Below are 14,705 nucleotides of genomic sequence, written 5' to 3' on the forward strand. Positions count from 1 at the left end.
ACCCGGGTGGTTGACGTGGCAGCGGCCGGTACCCAAGATCTGACGCACGGGTAACTTGCACGCCCGCTGAGCCCTCCCGAGCCTTCACGACAGGATGGAACCCATGGCGTACGACGCTGATGTGATCGTGATCGGGGCAGGGCTCGCCGGACTCGTGGCCACCGCCGAACTGGCCGACGCCGGCCGTTCCGTGATCCTCCTCGACCAGGAGCCCGAGCAGTCCATCGGCGGACAGGCCCACTGGTCCTTCGGCGGCCTCTTCCTCGTCGACTCGCCCGAGCAGCGCCGGCTGCGGATCAAGGACGGCCGGGAGCTGGCCCTCCAGGACTGGTACGGCACCGCCGGGTTCGACCGCAAGGAGGACCACTGGCCGAAGAAGTGGGCCGAGGCGTACGTCGACTTCGCGGCCGGGGAGAAGCGCTCCTGGCTGCACCAGCAGGGGCTGCGGATCTTCCCGGTGGTCGGCTGGGCGGAGCGCGGCGGCTACGACGCGACCGGCCACGGCAACTCCGTACCCCGCTTCCACATCACCTGGGGCACAGGACCCGGTGTCGTCGCCCCCTTCGAACGGCGGGTCCGCGAGGGCGTCGCCAAGGGGCTCGTCCAGCTGAGGTTCCGCCACCGCGTCACCGGCCTCGCCCGTACGGCCGGAGCGCTGGACACGGTCACCGGCGAGATCCTGGAGCCGAGCGCGGCCGAGCGCGGCACCGCCAGCGGCCGGGAGGCGACCGGCGCCTTCGAGCTGAAGGCCCAGGCGGTGATCGTCACCTCCGGAGGCATCGGCGGCAACCACGAACTCGTCCGCTCCCAGTGGCCCGAGCGGCTCGGCACCCCGCCCGAGAAGATGCTCTCCGGCGTCCCCGCCCACGTCGACGGCCTGATGCTGGGCATCGCGGAGGAGGCGGGCGCGCACCACATCAACCGCGACCGGATGTGGCACTACACCGAGGGCATCGAGAACTGGAACCCGATCTGGGCGAAGCACGGCATCCGTATCCTGCCCGGCCCCTCCTCCCTCTGGTTCGACGCCCGGGGCAAGCGCCTGCCGGTCCCGCTCTTCCCGGGCTTCGACACGCTCGGCACCCTCGAACACATCATGAGGTCCGGCCACGGCTACACCTGGTTCGTCCTCAACCAGCGGATCATCGGCAAGGAGTTCGCCCTCTCCGGCTCCGAGCAGAACCCGGACCTCACCGGCAAGTCGGTACGCGATGTGATCGGCCGGGCCCGCGCGGACGTGCCCGCACCGGTCAAGGCGTTCATGGACCACGGCGCGGACTTCGTCGTGGAGAAGGACCTCGACGCCCTGGTCCGGGGTATGAACGCGATCACCGGTGACGGCCTGATCGACGCGGAGGACCTGCGCCGCGAGATCACCGCCCGCGACCGCGAGATCGCCAACCCCTTCACCAAGGACCTCCAGGTCACCGCGATCCACGGTGCCCGCGCCTACCTCGGCGACCGCCTCATCCGCACCGCGAAGCCGCATCGCGTCCTGGACCCGGCGGCGGGCCCGCTCATCGCCGTACGCCTCAACATCCTCACCCGCAAATCCCTGGGCGGCCTGGAGACGGACCTGTCCTCCCAGGTCCTCACCTCCGACGGCACCCCGCTCCCCGGCCTGTACGCGGCGGGCGAGGCGGCCGGTTTCGGCGGCGGCGGAGTCCACGGCTACCGCTCCCTGGAGGGCACGTTCCTCGGCGGCTGCATCTTCTCGGGCCGAGCAGCGGGCAGGGCAGCGGCGCAGGCGGTGGCTGACTGAGCCCCTCCGGCACACAGCGGACCGGGGCACAAAAATAGGCCCCTCCGGCGATTGAGGAGCGGGGCCCGGGGCAGCGCCCCGGCGTCCACCCGGCCGAAGGCCCGCCGCGACCCCGAGGAGCCCCTCACCCCGAGGAGACCCCACCCGCACCCAACACCCGCACCACCCGAAACCGCTCAGCCACAATCATCGTCCCGTCATCCACCGTGAACGACGGATCCCCCATCGCCTCCCGCATCTCCGCCCCGTGCCAGAACGCCTCATGCCCCGCACGCCATTCGGCCACCGACCGATACCCCTCGCCCTCATCGAGTGCATGCTGCAGATCCACCTCCCCGAGCGCCAGCACCCGTACCTCGGTCATCTCCAGCACCGCCACCTCCCGCCCCTGGGAGTCGATCAGCGCGGACCGTTCGCCCACCGGCGGAAGCTCCTCCTGCTCCAGCTCGTATTCGGCCAACAGCCCGGAGGTGGAGACCTTTTCGCCGGACAGGACCGCCGCCACCAGCCGGTCGCGCAACGGGCCCGGAAAGGCGAGAAGAAAGGGTTTCAGAGGTTCGCGAGGCTCCATGCCACCAGTGTGTCAGGCGTCACTCCGCACCCGCCCACCCCACCCGCACGCTGGGCAAACACCTCTCCCGGCGCGACGACTTCCAGCCAACTATCCGGAATGCAAGAGGAGTTGGTAGAGACCTCCTCTTGACTCGGAGCATTCCCTACCGCTTTGCTGTGCGCGATCATCTGCTCGCACACCGCGTCGAAAGAAGTCTGCGGCATGTCCCCGCCTCCGCCGCCCCTGGGCCGCTCCCGCCGCCGGGGCGGTCGCTCGGACCACGCCTTCGACCCGGCCCTGGACGACCACGAACTCATCGACGCCCGGAACCAGTTCACCCAGGGCCGCTGGAGCGACGCCCGCGCCCTGCTGGTGACCACCGGGAACGACTGGGACCGCCGGGGACACCGCGTCCTGGGCCTCGCCGAGATCCCGTCCGCCGTCGACTGGGCCAGCGACTGGCTGCTCGCCGAACCCGAGAGCGCGGACGCCACCACCCTCCTCGGCTGCGCGTGTGTCGTACGGGCCCTGCGCCCCAGGGCCAAGGCCGACGAAGCCGCCCGGGCCCGCCAGGCCTGTCTCGCCGCCGCCCGGATCACCCCCGAGGACCCCACCCCCTGGCTCGCCCTGCTCCTCCTGGACCGGGGCCGCGAGGACGGCGGTGACGAGACCGGCAGGCTCTTCGAGGAGGTCCGCTCCCGCCACCCCGAGCACCACCACGCCCACCACGTGATGACCGCGCAACTCGCCGAGAGCCGCCCCGACAGCGGCCAGGACCCGCTCCACGAGGTGTACGACTTCGCCGCCTGGGCCGCCGAACAGGCCCCCGCCGACTCCCCGCTCGCCGTGCTCCCCGTCATCGCCCACGCCGAGCGCTACCGCGTACTCGTGGCGGCGGGCAGCGAGCCGGACGACCCGGTGGCGTCCGGGCACTGGTCGGGGCGGCGGGCCCGGCAGGTGATGAAGGCCGCCTTCGACTGGTGGCTGGAGTGGGAGCGCGAGGACCACCCCCGCCACCGTGTCGACCTCAACTTCCTGGCCCACGCCAAGGTCTGCGAGGGCCGGACCGCCGAGGCCGCCGCCCTCTTCCACCGCATCGGCCCGCACGCCACGGCCGCCCCCTGGTCGTACGCGGGCCGCGACCCGTACGCGGCGTTCACCGCCGCCCGGGACCACGCACTCGGCACCCCGTGATCACGGCCCCACCGAGGACCGAAGACCGAAGAAGGGACCACCCCCGCCATGTCGACGGGCAGTTCATTTCCAGGCAAGACCCGGCAGGCCGGCACCACCGGGCCGACGGGCGATTCCGGCGGGATCAACACGTACAAGGGTGAGGAACGCGCCCTGCGGGCGAACCGCCTCGGCACCCCCGGCCTGCTGCTCTCCGTGCTCGCCGCCAGCGCCCCCCTGATGGTGGTCGCCGGGGTGATGCCCACGGTCTTCGGCGTGATGGGCATCGTCGGCCAGCCCCTGCTCTACGTCATCCTCGGCGCCGTCCTGATGCTGTTCAGCGTCGGCTACGCGGAGATGAGCCGGCACGTCCACAACGCCGGCGCCTTCTACGCGTACATCGCCCGGGGCCTCGGCCCGACGGCCGGCGCGGGCGCCTCGCTGGTGGCGCTGGTGGCGTACAGCGCGATGCAGGTCGGCATCTACGGGATCCTCGGCTTCGAGGTCTCCGGCATCCTCTCGACCTACGCCGGCATCGACGTGGAGTGGTGGATCCCCGCGCTGACCTCGGTGGTCGTGGTCGGCGTCCTCGGCTGGCTGAAGATCGACCTCAACGCCAAGGTGCTCGGCGTCCTGCTGGTCATCGAGTGCCTCCTCGTCGTGATCTTCGACATCGCCGCCGTCTCCGACCCCGGCCCCGAGGGGCTCTCGTTCCAGGCGTTCAACCCCGAGACCCTCACCGGCGCCGGGCTCTCCACCGCGCTCTGCTTCTGCATCGCCGCGTTCGTCGGCTTCGAGCAGGCACCGGTCTACGCCGAGGAGACAAGCCGCCCGCAGATCGTGGTCTCCCGGGTGATGTTCCTCGCCGTGGGCTATGCCGCGCTGTTCCTCGCCATCAGCTCCTGGGCCCTGACCGTCGCCGCCGGACCCGGCTTCATCGCCGACACCTCCCTGAAGGAGGGCCCCGGCATGCTGTTCGGCCTCACCGAGGAGCGGCTCGGCTCCACCTTCACCGACGTCCTGCACATCCTCTTCGTCACCGGCATGTTCGCGGCGCTCCTCAGCTTCCACAACGTGGTCGCCCGCTACGCGTTCGCGATGGGCCGCGAGGGCCTGCTGCCCGCCCGCTTCGGCCGCACCAACCGGGCGAGCGGCGCACCGGGCACCGGCTCGCTGCTCCAGTCCGTCATCTCCGTCGTGATCGTGCTGGCCTTCGCCTTCACCGACGACAACCACATCGGCGACCCCACCGTCCCCGTCCTGCGCCTGTTCACCTGGATGGGCAACGTCGGCGCGCTGGGCGTCATCCTGCTGATGGCCGCCGCCTCCTTCGCCGTCATCGCCTTCTTCGTCAAGCGCGGTGCGGGCCGCGCCCAGGCCCCGCGCCTGGTCGCCTCCGCCCTCGCCGGGATCGCGCTCCTGGCGATCGCCGTCTTCACCGTCCGCGACTTCGACGTCCTCGTCGGCTCCGGCCCCGGCTCGGTCCTCGACTGGCTGCTGCCCGGCGTGATCGTCCTCGCCCTGGTCGGCGGCCTGGTCTACGGAGTGGTCCTGCGCAAGGTCAAGCCCGAGGTGCACGCCCGGATCGGCCTCGGCAACGAGGCGTTCCAGCTGGAGAAGGCGGCGGAGAGCGAGTCCACCCGCCGCTGAACAGCCCGTACCGCTTCGGCCGTACACGAACGCGTCCGCCCCGGGGGATTCCCTCGGGGCGGACGCGTTCGTACGTAACAGGGTGCCGCTACAGCAACAGCGACAGCAGCATGATGAAGGCCATCGCGACCACGGAGATGATCGTCTCCATCACCGACCAGGTCTTCACGGTCTGGCCGACGTCCATCCCGAAGTACTCCTTCACCAGCCAGAACCCGGCGTCGTTCACATGGCTGAAGAAGAGTGAACCGGCACCGACGGCCAGGACCAGCAGGGCCGCGTGCGAGGTCGACATGTCGGCGGCGAGCGGGGCGACCAGACCGGCGGCGGAGATGGTGGCGACCGTGGCCGAGCCGGTGGCGAGGCGGATCGCGACGGCGATCAGCCAGCCGAGCAGCAGGGCGGGGATCGACCAGTTCTCGGAGAACTCCAGGATCATCTGGCCGACCCCGGCGTCGATCAGCGTCTGCTTGAAGCCACCGCCGGCGCCGACGATCAGCAGGATCCCGGCGATCGGGGCGAGCGACTTCTCCACGGTCCCGGCGAGCCGGCCCTTGGTGAACCCGGCGGCCCGGCCGAGGGTGAACATGCCGAGCAGTACGGCGGCGAGCAGGGCGATCAGCGGCGAGCCGACCACGTCCGTCACCCGCTGGACGCTGTTGTCGGGGTCGTCCACCACGATCTCGACGAGCGCCTTGAGCAGCATGAGCACGACCGGCAGCAGGATCGTCACCAGGGTGGCGGCGAAGCTGGGACGGCGGTCCAGGTCCTCGGAGGGGCGCTGCGGGATCATCTTCTCGGGCGGCTCGATGTCCACCCAGCGCGCGGCGTAGCGGGCGAAGACCGGTCCGGCGATGATCACGGTCGGGATGGCGACCAGCACACCGAGCGCCAGCGTCACACCGAGGTTGGCGTCCAGGGCGTCGATCGCGACCAGCGGGCCGGGGTGCGGCGGGATGAGCCCGTGCATCACGGAGAGTCCGGCCAGCGCCGGGATACCGATCCGCATCAGGGAGAAGTTGCCGCGCTTGGCGACGAGCAGCACCACCGGGATCATCAGCACGATCCCGACCTCGAAGAAGAGCGGCAGACCGATGATCGAGGCGATGAGGACCATCGCCCACGGCATGGCCCCCCGGCTCGCCTTCGCCAGGATGGTGTCGACGATCTGGTCGGCCCCGCCCGAGTCGGCGAGCAGCTTGCCCAGGATGGCGCCGAGCGCGATGAGCACGCCCACGCTCGCGACGGTGGAGCCGAGGCCCGCGGTGAAGCTGGCGATCGTGTCGGCCGGTGCCGCTCCCGCGAAGGAGCCGAGCGCCAGCGACCCCATGGTCAGCGCCAGGAACGCGTGCATCTTGAGCTTGGTGATCAGGAGAACGATGACGGCTATGCCCGCCAGTACGGCGATGCCCAACTGAGCGTTGCCTGCCGAAGTGATCGGTTCGGCGGCGTCCGCTGCCAGCATCTCGACGCTGAGACTGGTCACGGTGATGATCCTTAGGTGTCGAGCCGGCGCAGCGCGGCGACGGCTCGCTGGGTGATTTCCTCGGGGGTGCCGGACACGTCGACGCTCACCCCGGCCTCGTCGGCCTGGAGCGGCTGCAACGTCGCGAACTGGGAGTCGAGCAGCGCGGTGGGCATGAAGTGGCCCTTGCGGTCCGCCATCCGCTCCTCGATCAGTGCCCGGTCGCCGGTCAGATGCAGGAAGAGGGCGTCGGGCGCCCCGGCCCGCAGCCGGTCCCGGTAGGACCGCTTGAGGGCCGAGCTGGAGACGACCCCCCCGTGCCCCGCCCGCCCGCTCGCCCACGCGCCGATGGCATCGAGCCAGGGCCACCGGTCGTCGTCGTCCAGAGGGGTGCCGGCCGACATCTTCTCGATGTTCGCCGGGGGATGGAAGTCGTCGCCCTCGGCGTACGGAACGCCGAGTTCGGCGGCGAGCAGGGGACCGATCGTGGTCTTGCCGGTTCCTGCTACGCCCATCACCACGACGACGTGGGGGGTGCTCATGGGTGCCTCGCTGTCTTCCTCGACATCGGTCCGTCGCGCTACTGAAACCTATTAGGTACGACTTATTCAAGAGTCTGTGACACATACGTCGTACTTTTTGTTCCCGAGGGCCGCCCCGTAGGCTTGCCCCATGACCACACAGAGCCAGGGGCTGCATACACATGTGCTGGACACCCTGGGTCTGGAGATCTCCTCCGGCCAGTGCCCGCCCGGCAGCGTCCTACGCACCGACGAGCTCGCCCAGCGCTTCGACGTCTCCCGTACGGTCGTCCGTGAAGTGGTCCGGGTCCTGGAGTCCATGCACCTGGTCGAGTCCCGCCGCCGGGTCGGGGTGACCGTCCGCCCCACCGAGACCTGGAACGTCTACGACCCCCAGGTCATCCGCTGGCGCCTGGCCGGCTCCGACCGCCCCCGCCAGCTGCGCTCCCTCACCGTGCTGCGCTCCGCGATCGAACCGGTCGCAGCCTCCCTCGCCGCCCGGCACGCCACCGCCGCGCAGTGCGCCGAGCTCACCGAACGCGCCCTCGGCATGGTCGCCACCTCCCGCGGCCAGCAGCTGGAGGGCTACCTCGAACACGACATCGCCTTCCACCGGATCGTCCTCAACGCCTCCGGCAACGAGATGTTCGCCCGGCTCGGGGACGTAGTCGCCGAGGTGCTGGCGGGCCGCACCCACCACCAGGTGATGTTCGAGGACCCCGACCCGGCCGCCGTCACCCTGCATGTCCGGCTCGCCGAGGCGGTCCGCGAGGGCGACCCGGAGGCCGCCGAGCGGATCACCAAGGAGATCGCGGTGGGCGCCCTGCACGAGCTGGACGTGCTCGCACCGTAGAGGGTGTCCCGGGGCGTACGGTTGTCCGCGTTCGATCTTCGCGAAAGTCCGGGAGCAGGGAGAGCACGGTATGGCGCAGCAAGTGCAAGGGGTCATCGCACCGGGGAAGAACGAGCCGGTGCGGGTCGAGACGATCGTGATCCCGGACCCCGGTCCCGGAGAGGCCGTCGTCAAGATCCAGGCGTGCGGCGTCTGCCACACCGACCTGCACTACAAGCAGGGCGGGATCAACGACGAGTTCCCCTTCCTCCTCGGCCACGAGGCGGCGGGCGTCGTGGAGTCGGTCGGCGAGGGCGTCACGGACGTCGCCCCCGGCGACTTCGTCATCCTCAACTGGCGTGCGGTGTGCGGGCAGTGCCGTGCCTGTCTGCGCGGCCGCCCCTGGTACTGCTTCGACACGCACAACGCCAAGCAGAAGATGACCCTGCTCGACGGTACGGAGCTGTCGCCCGCCCTCGGTATCGGCGCCTTCGCTGAGAAGACCCTGGTCGCCTCCGGACAGTGCACCAAGGTCGACCCCGAGGTCTCCCCGGCCGTCGCCGGACTGCTCGGCTGCGGAGTCATGGCGGGCATCGGCGCCGCCATCAACACCGGCCAGGTCGGCCGCGGCGACTCGGTCGCCGTCATCGGCTGCGGCGGCGTCGGTGACGCGGCGATCGCCGGAGCCCGGCTGGCCGGCGCGGCGAAGATCATCGCGGTCGACATCGACGACCGCAAGCTGGAGACGGCGCAGAAGATGGGCGCCACCCACACCGTCAACTCCCGCTCCTCCGACCCCGTCGAGGCGATCCGCGCCCTCACCGACGGCAACGGCGCCGACGTCGTCATCGAGGCCGTCGGCCGCCCGGAGACGTACCAGCAGGCCTTCTACGCCCGCGACCTCGCCGGAACGGTCGTCCTGGTCGGCGTCCCCACCCCGGACATGAAGCTCGAACTGCCGCTCCTGGACGTCTTCGGCCGCGGCGGCTCGCTCAAGTCCTCCTGGTACGGCGACTGCCTGCCCTCCCGCGACTTCCCGATGCTCGTCGACCTCCACCAGCAGGGCCGGCTCGACCTCGCCGCCTTCGTCACCGAGACGATCGGCCTGGGCGACATCGAGCAGGCCTTCGCCCGGATGCACGACGGCGACGTCCTGCGCTCGGTGGTGGTCTTCTGATGACCGCCCGCATCGACCACCTGGTCACCTCCGGCACCTTCGCCCTCGACGGCGGCGAGTGGGACGTCGACAACAACGTCTGGATCGTCGGCGACGACACCGAGGCCATCGTCATCGACGCCGCCCACGACGCCGCGGCCATCGAGGCCGCGCTCGGCGGCCGTACGCTGCGCGCCATCGTCTGCACCCACGCGCACAACGACCACATCGACGCCGCTCCCGCCCTCGCCGAGGTCACCGGCGCCCCGATCCTGCTCCACCCGGACGACCTGGAGCTATGGGGGCAGACCCACCCGGACCGAGCCCCCGACGCCGAACTGGCCGACGGCCAGGAGCTGGAGGTGGCGGGCACCACCCTCAAGGTCCTCCACACCCCCGGCCACGCTCCCGGCGGCATCTGCCTCTACGCCCCCGAGCTGGCCACGGTCTTCACCGGCGACACGCTCTTCCAGGGCGGCCCCGGCGCCACCGGCCGGTCCTTCTCGGACTTCCCGACGATCATCGACTCGATCCGGGACCGGCTGCTCACCCTGCCGGGCGACACCACGGTCCGTACCGGCCACGGCGACCCCACCACCATCGGCGCGGAAGCCCCGCAGCTCGACGACTGGATCAAGCGCGGCCACTGAGGACCGCGTACGTCACCCCTCCGGCCAGGCGGAGAGCCGAAGCCCGCTCTCGAAGCGGCGCGGCTCCCCGCTGACCGGATCGGTGAACTCCAGCCGCCGCGCCAGCAGCTGCAAAGGCCGGGAGAGGTCCTCCACCGCACCCTCCGCCTCCACCACCGGATACAGCGGATCGTGGAGGATCGGCACCCCCAGCGCGTTCATATGGACCCGCAGCTGATGCGTCCGCCCGGTCGCGGGCAGCAGCCGGTAGCGGCCCAGCCCGCCCCGCCGCTCCACCAGCTCCACCCGGCTCTCACTGTTCGCCTCACCGGGCTCCTCCCGGGCGGCGAGCACCCCGCGCTCCTTCACGATCCGGCTCCGTACGGTCCGGGGGAGGACCAGCTCCGGGTCGTACGGGGCCACCGCCTCGTACTCCTTGCTCACCAGCCGGTCCCGGAACAGCGTCTGGTACGCGCCCCGCTCCCCGGGCCGTACCACGAAGAGCACGAGCCCCGCGGTCAGCCGGTCCAGCCGGTGCGCGGGCTGGAGCGCGGGCAGCCCCAGCTCCCGCCGCAGCCGCGCCACCGCGGTCTCCGTGATGTGCCGCCCCCGGGGCGTGGTGGCGAGGAAGTGCGGCTTGTCGGCGATCACGAGATGCGCGTCCCGGTACACGATCCCGATGGGGAACGGCACCGGCTCCTCGGCCGCGAAGTCCCGGTGGAACCAGAGGCTCCGCCCGGCGGTGTACGGCTCATCGCCCCGCACCGCGCCCCCGTCGGCCCCCACGAACCGCCCCTCGTCGAGCATCGCCGCGACCCGCCCGGCCCCGATCGCCCCGCCGAACCGCGCGACGAGATGCTCCCCGACATCTCCCCAGAACCCGTCCGGATCCTCCGGCAGCCGCACCCGCACCGCGTCGATCCCGTCCCGCTGGGGGAGAGGCGCGGCGGGCGCCTTCCTGCGACCCCTCATCGTCGCCCCTCTCCGCTCCGGCCCGGTGACGCAAAAGAGCCCCACCGAAGTGGGGCTCCTGCTGGTGTCCGAGGGGGGACTTGAACCCCCACGCCCGATAAAGGGCACTAGCACCTCAAGCTAGCGCGTCTGCCATTCCGCCACCCGGACAAGGTGTCTGTCTCACGGGCCGTGCCCGTTCCGACGTGGAAAACCATAGCAAACATTCGGGGGTGCTCGATCACGCCCGATGGCTGTGAACGGTACGTGACGGGGGGTGCACGGCCTTGGGTGTGAGCCCCGGGCGCGGGAGGATGAAGGAGAGCACCACAGCGACAGCGGAAGGAAGCAGCGTGAGCGAGAGCAGCACGGGCAGCACCGTCAGCGGCGGCAACGCCGAGAGGGAGGTCGTGGACCTCTGTCGTGACCTGATCCGGATCGACACCAGCAACTACGGCGACCACTCCGGCCCCGGTGAGCGGCTCGCCGCCGAGTACGTGGCGGAGAAGCTCGCCGAGGTGGGTCTGGAGCCGCAGATCTTCGAGTCGCACAAGGGCCGCGCTTCCACCGTCGCCCGGATCGAGGGCGAGGACCCGTCCCGGCCCGCCCTGCTCATCCACGGGCACACCGACGTCGTCCCGGCCAACGCGGCGGACTGGACGCACGACCCGTTCTCCGGCGAGATCGCGGACGGCTGCGTCTGGGGCCGGGGCGCCGTCGACATGAAGGACATGGACGCGATGACCCTCGCGGTCGTACGCGAGCGGATGCGCACCGGCCGCAAGCCCCCGCGCGACATCGTGCTGGCCTTCGTCGCCGACGAGGAGGCGGGCGGGACGTACGGGGCCCGCTATCTCGTCGACAAGCACCCGGGGCTCTTCGAGGGCGTCAACGAGGCGATCAGCGAGGTCGGCGGGTTCTCGTTCACCGTCAACGAGAAGCTGCGCCTCTATCTGGTGGAGACGGCCCAGAAGGGCATGCACTGGATGAAGCTCACCGTGGACGGCACCGCCGGGCACGGCTCGATGATCCACAAGGACAACGCCATCACGGAGCTGTCCGAGGCGGTCGGGCGGCTGGGGCGGCACAAGTTCCCGGTGCGCGTCACCAAGACGCTGCGGCACTTCCTGGACGAGCTCTCGGACGCGCTCGGCACCGAGCTGGACCCGGAGAACATGGACGAGACGCTCGCCAGGCTGGGCGGCATCTCCAAGCTGATCGGGGCCTCCCTGCAGAACACCGCCAACCCCACCCAGCTCGGCGCCGGCTACAAGGTCAACGTGATCCCGGGCCAGGCCACCGCCCATGTCGACGGCCGGTACCTGCCGGGGTACGAGGAGGAGTTCCTCGCCGACCTCGACCGGATCCTGGGCCCCAACGTGAAGCGGGAGGACGTGCACGCGGACAAGGCGCTGGAGACCACGTTCGACGGCGCCCTGGTCGACGCCATGCAGACCGCGCTGGTCGCCGAGGACCCGATCGCCCGGGCCGTGCCGTACATGCTCTCGGCCGGTACCGACGCCAAGTCCTTCGACGACCTGGGGATCCGGGGCTTCGGCTTCGCCCCGCTGAAGCTGCCCCCGGAGCTGGACTTCGCCGGGATGTTCCACGGCGTCGACGAACGTGTCCCGGTCGACGGTCTGCAGTTCGGCGTGCGGGTGCTCGACCGGTTCATCGACCACTGCTGACCGGCCCGCACGAACTGCCGACCGGGCCCGTACGTAATTCGCCTGCCTGTGCGTACGTGACCGAAAGGGTGAAACGCGCCGTTCACGCGTAGCTCCGTCCCACCCTCCTCGTTACAAGGTTTGCGGTCCGCGGCTGGGACCGCACTTTCCAACTAGGAGGAATCATGATCAAGAAGGTCGTCGCAGTTGCGGCTGCTACCGGTGGCCTCGTTCTCGCGGGTGCGGGCATGGCTTCCGCCGACGCGGGCGCCCAGGGTGCGGCCATCGGCAGCCCCGGTGTGCTCTCCGGCAACGTCGTCCAGGTTCCGGTCCACGTGCCGATCAACCTGTGCGGCAACACGGTCTCCGTGATCGGGCTGCTGAACCCCGCCTTCGGCAACACCTGCGTCAACGCGTGACGTTGTGCGTCAACCCGTAAGGGTTTGAGCTCGGTCGGTCCCGGAGTGCGTGCCATGCACTCCGGGACCGTTCGGCATTCGGCTCCCGCACGGTCATGTCCGGGGGTTTTTCGGAAGGCAGAAGGCAGGAAACGAACCTATGCGACAGGTCACTCGTAAAGGCCTGATCACCATGGCGGCGGCGGGCGGTGTGCTCGCGCTCAGCGGCGGGTACGCCCACGCCGACGCCGGTGCGGCCGGAACGGCCTCGGGCTCGCCGGGCGTGCTGTCCGGCAACTCGGTCTCGGTCCCGATCGACATCCCGGTCAACGTCTGCGGCAACTCGGTCACCGTCGGCGGTCTCATCAACCCGACCTTCGGGAACGACTGCGAGAACGGGTCGGCGGAATCGAGCCAGGACGCCGGACCGCAGAACCGTATCGGCGGAGGCTCCGGAGACGGGGCCCAGGCCGGTAACGGCGCCCAGGCCGGGAGCACCGACGCGTCGGACCGGCACGGCGAGCCCGGAACGGGCCGTCACCGGGCCGGCGGCGCGGGTGCGGAAGGGGTCGCGCAGGGTTCGCCCGGCATCCTCTCCGGCAACACGGTCCAGGCTCCGATCGACATCCCCGTGAACGCCTGCGGCAACAGCGTCTCCGTGATCGGGCTGCTGAACCCGACCTTCGGCAACAGCTGCTCCAACGACGCCGAGCCGCCGCCGCCCCCGCCGCCGCCGGTGAAGCCCCCGGTCACGCCGGAGACGCCGGTCGACCCGCCGGCCAACCAGCCGCCCGAGCCGAACGTCCCCGGGCCCCAGCTCGAACCTGAGGAGCAGCTCGCACAGACCGGTGCGGGCGGTATGGAGATGCTCATCCCGGCCAGCGCCGGACTGCTGCTGGCCGGACTGGGATCGGTGCTCTACCGCCGCTCCCGCAGCGCCGCCTGATCCGGGCGCGCACACCGGGCACAGCGGAACGAACACGGACGGGCCCCGCATCCGCGGGGCCCGTTCCCTGTAACCAGATCGTTCCCTGTCACCAGGTGGCCCGTAGCTGACGGATGATCCGTCTGCGCAGCCGCACTCTGCGGCTGCCGTCGCGGCGCAGCGTCAGGCGGTCCAGCTCCCAGTGTCCGTACTCGGCGTGGTCGGTCAGCAGTCGGGCCGCTTCCTTGCGGGAGACCCCGCGCGGCACGTACACGTCGACAAATTCGTATTCCGGCATCGCATCTATTGTGCGGGCAGAGCCCCGGTACGGATAGCGTCTGCACTATGTCTGATGCTGCGCAGCCCACCGCTGCCGAGGTACGTGCCGCCGCCGAGGCGGTCAAAGCCGCGATCGACCGTCACCTCGACGCGGTCGAACGCCGTACCGGGGACGACGACCCCGCCGTCTACGAAGCGTTCAACTCACTGGCCGCTGCGGCCGAGGTCTACGACGAGCTCCTCTACGACCGCTACGACGAGGTCACCCCCTTCGAGATCCCCGGCGTGGACGACTCCCTGCCGCCCTACGCCGGCCCCGCCGAGCCCAGCGCGCTCAGTGTGCTGATCCGGCGCGACTACGCGGTCGTGGAGCCCCCGCGTCTGCTCGCCCAGGCCCAGCGCCTCGCCGACATCGACGCGGGACCCGGCGCGGACGGTTACACGGGCGCCGTGGTCGGCACCAGCGTCCACTCCGCGCTCGGCGTGCTGTTCGGGGAGTACGAGCCGGACGAGATCGCCTCCCGGCACAAGGAGTTCGGCCTGGAGGAGGGCGACTCCACCCTCTGGGTCTCGGCGGCGGAGGCGCTCCCGGAGCCGGGGGAGTGGCTCGGCGCCCCGTTCGAGGACGCCGACCCCGAGCTCGTCGTGTGCCGCTTCGACGTCAGCGCCGTCTTCGACGAGGAGGAGCTGGACGAGGAGCTCGACGAGCCGGCGGCCGGTCGCGCGTGACATGACGGCGGGCCC

15 protein-coding genes and 1 tRNA gene are annotated in these 14,705 nt (G+C 70.8%); 10 read left to right on the top strand and 6 right to left on the bottom strand.

Annotated features, from left to right (window positions below; all coding sequences use genetic code 11):
- Positions 1-103: 103 nt before the first annotated feature.
- Positions 104-1,762, top strand: coding sequence for an FAD-binding dehydrogenase (locus ACK8N7_RS30200; RefSeq protein WP_403211882.1), 1,659 nt, complete (start codon positions 104-106; stop codon positions 1,760-1,762).
- Between the two features lie 124 nt (positions 1,763-1,886).
- On the opposite strand, the gene ACK8N7_RS30205 is transcribed toward ACK8N7_RS30200, so the two are convergent.
- Complete coding sequence (locus ACK8N7_RS30205; protein ID WP_500444582.1) at positions 1,887-2,333, bottom strand: ASCH domain-containing protein; 447 nt, start codon at positions 2,331-2,333, stop codon at positions 1,887-1,889.
- Positions 2,334-2,537: 204 nt separating this feature from the next.
- Between ACK8N7_RS30205 and ACK8N7_RS30210 the strand changes: the two genes are divergently transcribed.
- Positions 2,538-3,509 carry a hypothetical protein gene (locus tag ACK8N7_RS30210; RefSeq protein ID WP_403211886.1) on the top strand — a complete coding sequence of 324 codons (972 nt, stop codon included), beginning with the start codon at positions 2,538-2,540 and terminating at the stop codon, positions 3,507-3,509.
- Between the two features lie 48 nt (positions 3,510-3,557).
- The gene (locus tag ACK8N7_RS30215; protein WP_500444583.1) at positions 3,558-5,138 is read left to right on the top strand and encodes an APC family permease; all 1,581 of its coding nucleotides are present in this window, start codon (positions 3,558-3,560) and stop codon (positions 5,136-5,138) included.
- Positions 5,139-5,226: 88 nt separating this feature from the next.
- Here the strand turns inward: ACK8N7_RS30215 and ACK8N7_RS30220 are convergent, their stop codons facing one another.
- Both ACK8N7_RS30220 and ACK8N7_RS30225 read right to left on the bottom strand, forming a co-directional pair.
- Positions 5,227-6,624, bottom strand: a complete 1,398-nt coding sequence (locus tag ACK8N7_RS30220) for a GntP family permease (protein WP_500444584.1) — start codon at positions 6,622-6,624, stop codon at positions 5,227-5,229.
- A gap of 11 nt (positions 6,625-6,635) precedes the next feature.
- Complete coding sequence (locus tag ACK8N7_RS30225; protein WP_403211892.1) at positions 6,636-7,145, bottom strand: gluconokinase; 510 nt, start codon at positions 7,143-7,145, stop codon at positions 6,636-6,638.
- 130 nt (positions 7,146-7,275) lie between these two features.
- On the opposite strand from ACK8N7_RS30225, the gene ACK8N7_RS30230 reads away from it, so the two are divergent.
- From ACK8N7_RS30230 to ACK8N7_RS30240, 3 genes are all read left to right on the top strand, one after another.
- Entirely contained in the window at positions 7,276-7,977 is a 702-nt protein-coding gene (locus ACK8N7_RS30230) for a FadR/GntR family transcriptional regulator (RefSeq protein WP_015607549.1), read from the top strand.
- Positions 7,978-8,047: 70 nt separating this feature from the next.
- Positions 8,048-9,133 carry an S-(hydroxymethyl)mycothiol dehydrogenase gene (locus ACK8N7_RS30235; RefSeq protein WP_403211894.1) on the top strand — a complete coding sequence of 362 codons (1,086 nt, stop codon included), beginning with the start codon at positions 8,048-8,050 and terminating at the stop codon, positions 9,131-9,133.
- Positions 9,133-9,762: an MBL fold metallo-hydrolase gene (locus tag ACK8N7_RS30240; RefSeq protein ID WP_500444585.1), complete on the top strand. Its 630-nt coding sequence runs from the start codon at positions 9,133-9,135 to the stop codon at positions 9,760-9,762. Before ACK8N7_RS30235 ends, ACK8N7_RS30240 begins: the two co-directional genes overlap by 1 nt.
- Positions 9,763-9,774: 12 nt before the next feature.
- On the opposite strand, the gene ACK8N7_RS30245 is transcribed toward ACK8N7_RS30240, so the two are convergent.
- Entirely contained in the window at positions 9,775-10,713 is a 939-nt protein-coding gene (locus tag ACK8N7_RS30245) for an RluA family pseudouridine synthase (protein ID WP_403211898.1), read from the bottom strand.
- 62 nt (positions 10,714-10,775) lie between these two features.
- Positions 10,776-10,863 (bottom strand) — tRNA-Leu (locus ACK8N7_RS30250).
- Positions 10,864-11,045: 182 nt separating this feature from the next.
- Between ACK8N7_RS30250 and ACK8N7_RS30255 the strand changes: the two genes are divergently transcribed.
- The 3 genes from ACK8N7_RS30255 to ACK8N7_RS30265 all read left to right on the top strand — a co-directional run bounded on the left by ACK8N7_RS30255 (position 11,046) and on the right by ACK8N7_RS30265 (position 13,703).
- On the top strand, positions 11,046-12,380 hold the full coding sequence (locus tag ACK8N7_RS30255; protein WP_403211900.1) for a M20/M25/M40 family metallo-hydrolase: 1,335 nt from the start codon (positions 11,046-11,048) through the stop codon (positions 12,378-12,380).
- Positions 12,381-12,544: 164 nt separating this feature from the next.
- A complete protein-coding gene (gene chpH, locus ACK8N7_RS30260) occupies positions 12,545-12,778 on the top strand; it encodes a chaplin ChpH (RefSeq protein WP_015607544.1) in 234 nt (77 codons plus the stop codon).
- A 139-nt stretch (positions 12,779-12,917) separates the two neighbouring features.
- Positions 12,918-13,703 carry a chaplin gene (locus ACK8N7_RS30265; protein ID WP_500444586.1) on the top strand — a complete coding sequence of 262 codons (786 nt, stop codon included), beginning with the start codon at positions 12,918-12,920 and terminating at the stop codon, positions 13,701-13,703.
- An 88-nt stretch (positions 13,704-13,791) separates the two neighbouring features.
- Here the strand turns inward: ACK8N7_RS30265 and ACK8N7_RS30270 are convergent, their stop codons facing one another.
- Positions 13,792-13,980 (bottom strand): DUF5703 family protein, encoded by a 189-nt coding sequence (locus tag ACK8N7_RS30270; RefSeq protein ID WP_003970138.1) that lies wholly within the window; start codon positions 13,978-13,980, stop codon positions 13,792-13,794.
- A 47-nt stretch (positions 13,981-14,027) separates the two neighbouring features.
- Here ACK8N7_RS30270 and ACK8N7_RS30275 point away from each other — a divergent pair, with 47 nt between their 5' ends.
- Positions 14,028-14,690, top strand: a complete 663-nt coding sequence (locus ACK8N7_RS30275) for a hypothetical protein (RefSeq protein WP_031123751.1) — start codon at positions 14,028-14,030, stop codon at positions 14,688-14,690.
- Positions 14,691-14,705 lie beyond the last annotated feature (15 nt).

The sequence above is a fragment of the Streptomyces griseobrunneus genome (assembly GCF_046713465.1).
In the GTDB taxonomy this organism is placed as follows: Bacteria; Actinomycetota; Actinomycetes; order Streptomycetales; family Streptomycetaceae; genus Streptomyces; species Streptomyces microflavus.

Excerpts from the sequence above, each read along its gene's own strand:
- chpH (WP_015607544.1), top strand. The coding sequence starts at position 12,545 with ATGATCAAGAAGGTCGTCGCAGTTGCGGCTGCTACCGGTGGCCTCGTT.
- ACK8N7_RS30205 (WP_500444582.1), bottom strand. The coding sequence starts at position 2,333 with ATGGAGCCTCGCGAACCTCTGAAACCCTTTCTTCTCGCCTTTCCGGGC.
- ACK8N7_RS30230 (WP_015607549.1), top strand. The coding sequence starts at position 7,276 with ATGACCACACAGAGCCAGGGGCTGCATACACATGTGCTGGACACCCTG.
- ACK8N7_RS30270 (WP_003970138.1), bottom strand. The coding sequence starts at position 13,980 with ATGCCGGAATACGAATTTGTCGACGTGTACGTGCCGCGCGGGGTCTCC.
- ACK8N7_RS30210 (WP_403211886.1), top strand. The coding sequence starts at position 2,538 with ATGTCCCCGCCTCCGCCGCCCCTGGGCCGCTCCCGCCGCCGGGGCGGT.
- ACK8N7_RS30215 (WP_500444583.1), top strand. The coding sequence starts at position 3,558 with ATGTCGACGGGCAGTTCATTTCCAGGCAAGACCCGGCAGGCCGGCACC.
- ACK8N7_RS30275 (WP_031123751.1), top strand. The coding sequence starts at position 14,028 with ATGTCTGATGCTGCGCAGCCCACCGCTGCCGAGGTACGTGCCGCCGCC.
- ACK8N7_RS30235 (WP_403211894.1), top strand. The coding sequence starts at position 8,048 with ATGGCGCAGCAAGTGCAAGGGGTCATCGCACCGGGGAAGAACGAGCCG.
- ACK8N7_RS30265 (WP_500444586.1), top strand. The coding sequence starts at position 12,918 with ATGCGACAGGTCACTCGTAAAGGCCTGATCACCATGGCGGCGGCGGGC.
- ACK8N7_RS30200 (WP_403211882.1), top strand. The coding sequence starts at position 104 with ATGGCGTACGACGCTGATGTGATCGTGATCGGGGCAGGGCTCGCCGGA.
- ACK8N7_RS30240 (WP_500444585.1), top strand. The coding sequence starts at position 9,133 with ATGACCGCCCGCATCGACCACCTGGTCACCTCCGGCACCTTCGCCCTC.
- ACK8N7_RS30225 (WP_403211892.1), bottom strand. The coding sequence starts at position 7,145 with ATGAGCACCCCCCACGTCGTCGTGGTGATGGGCGTAGCAGGAACCGGC.
- ACK8N7_RS30245 (WP_403211898.1), bottom strand. The coding sequence starts at position 10,713 with ATGAGGGGTCGCAGGAAGGCGCCCGCCGCGCCTCTCCCCCAGCGGGAC.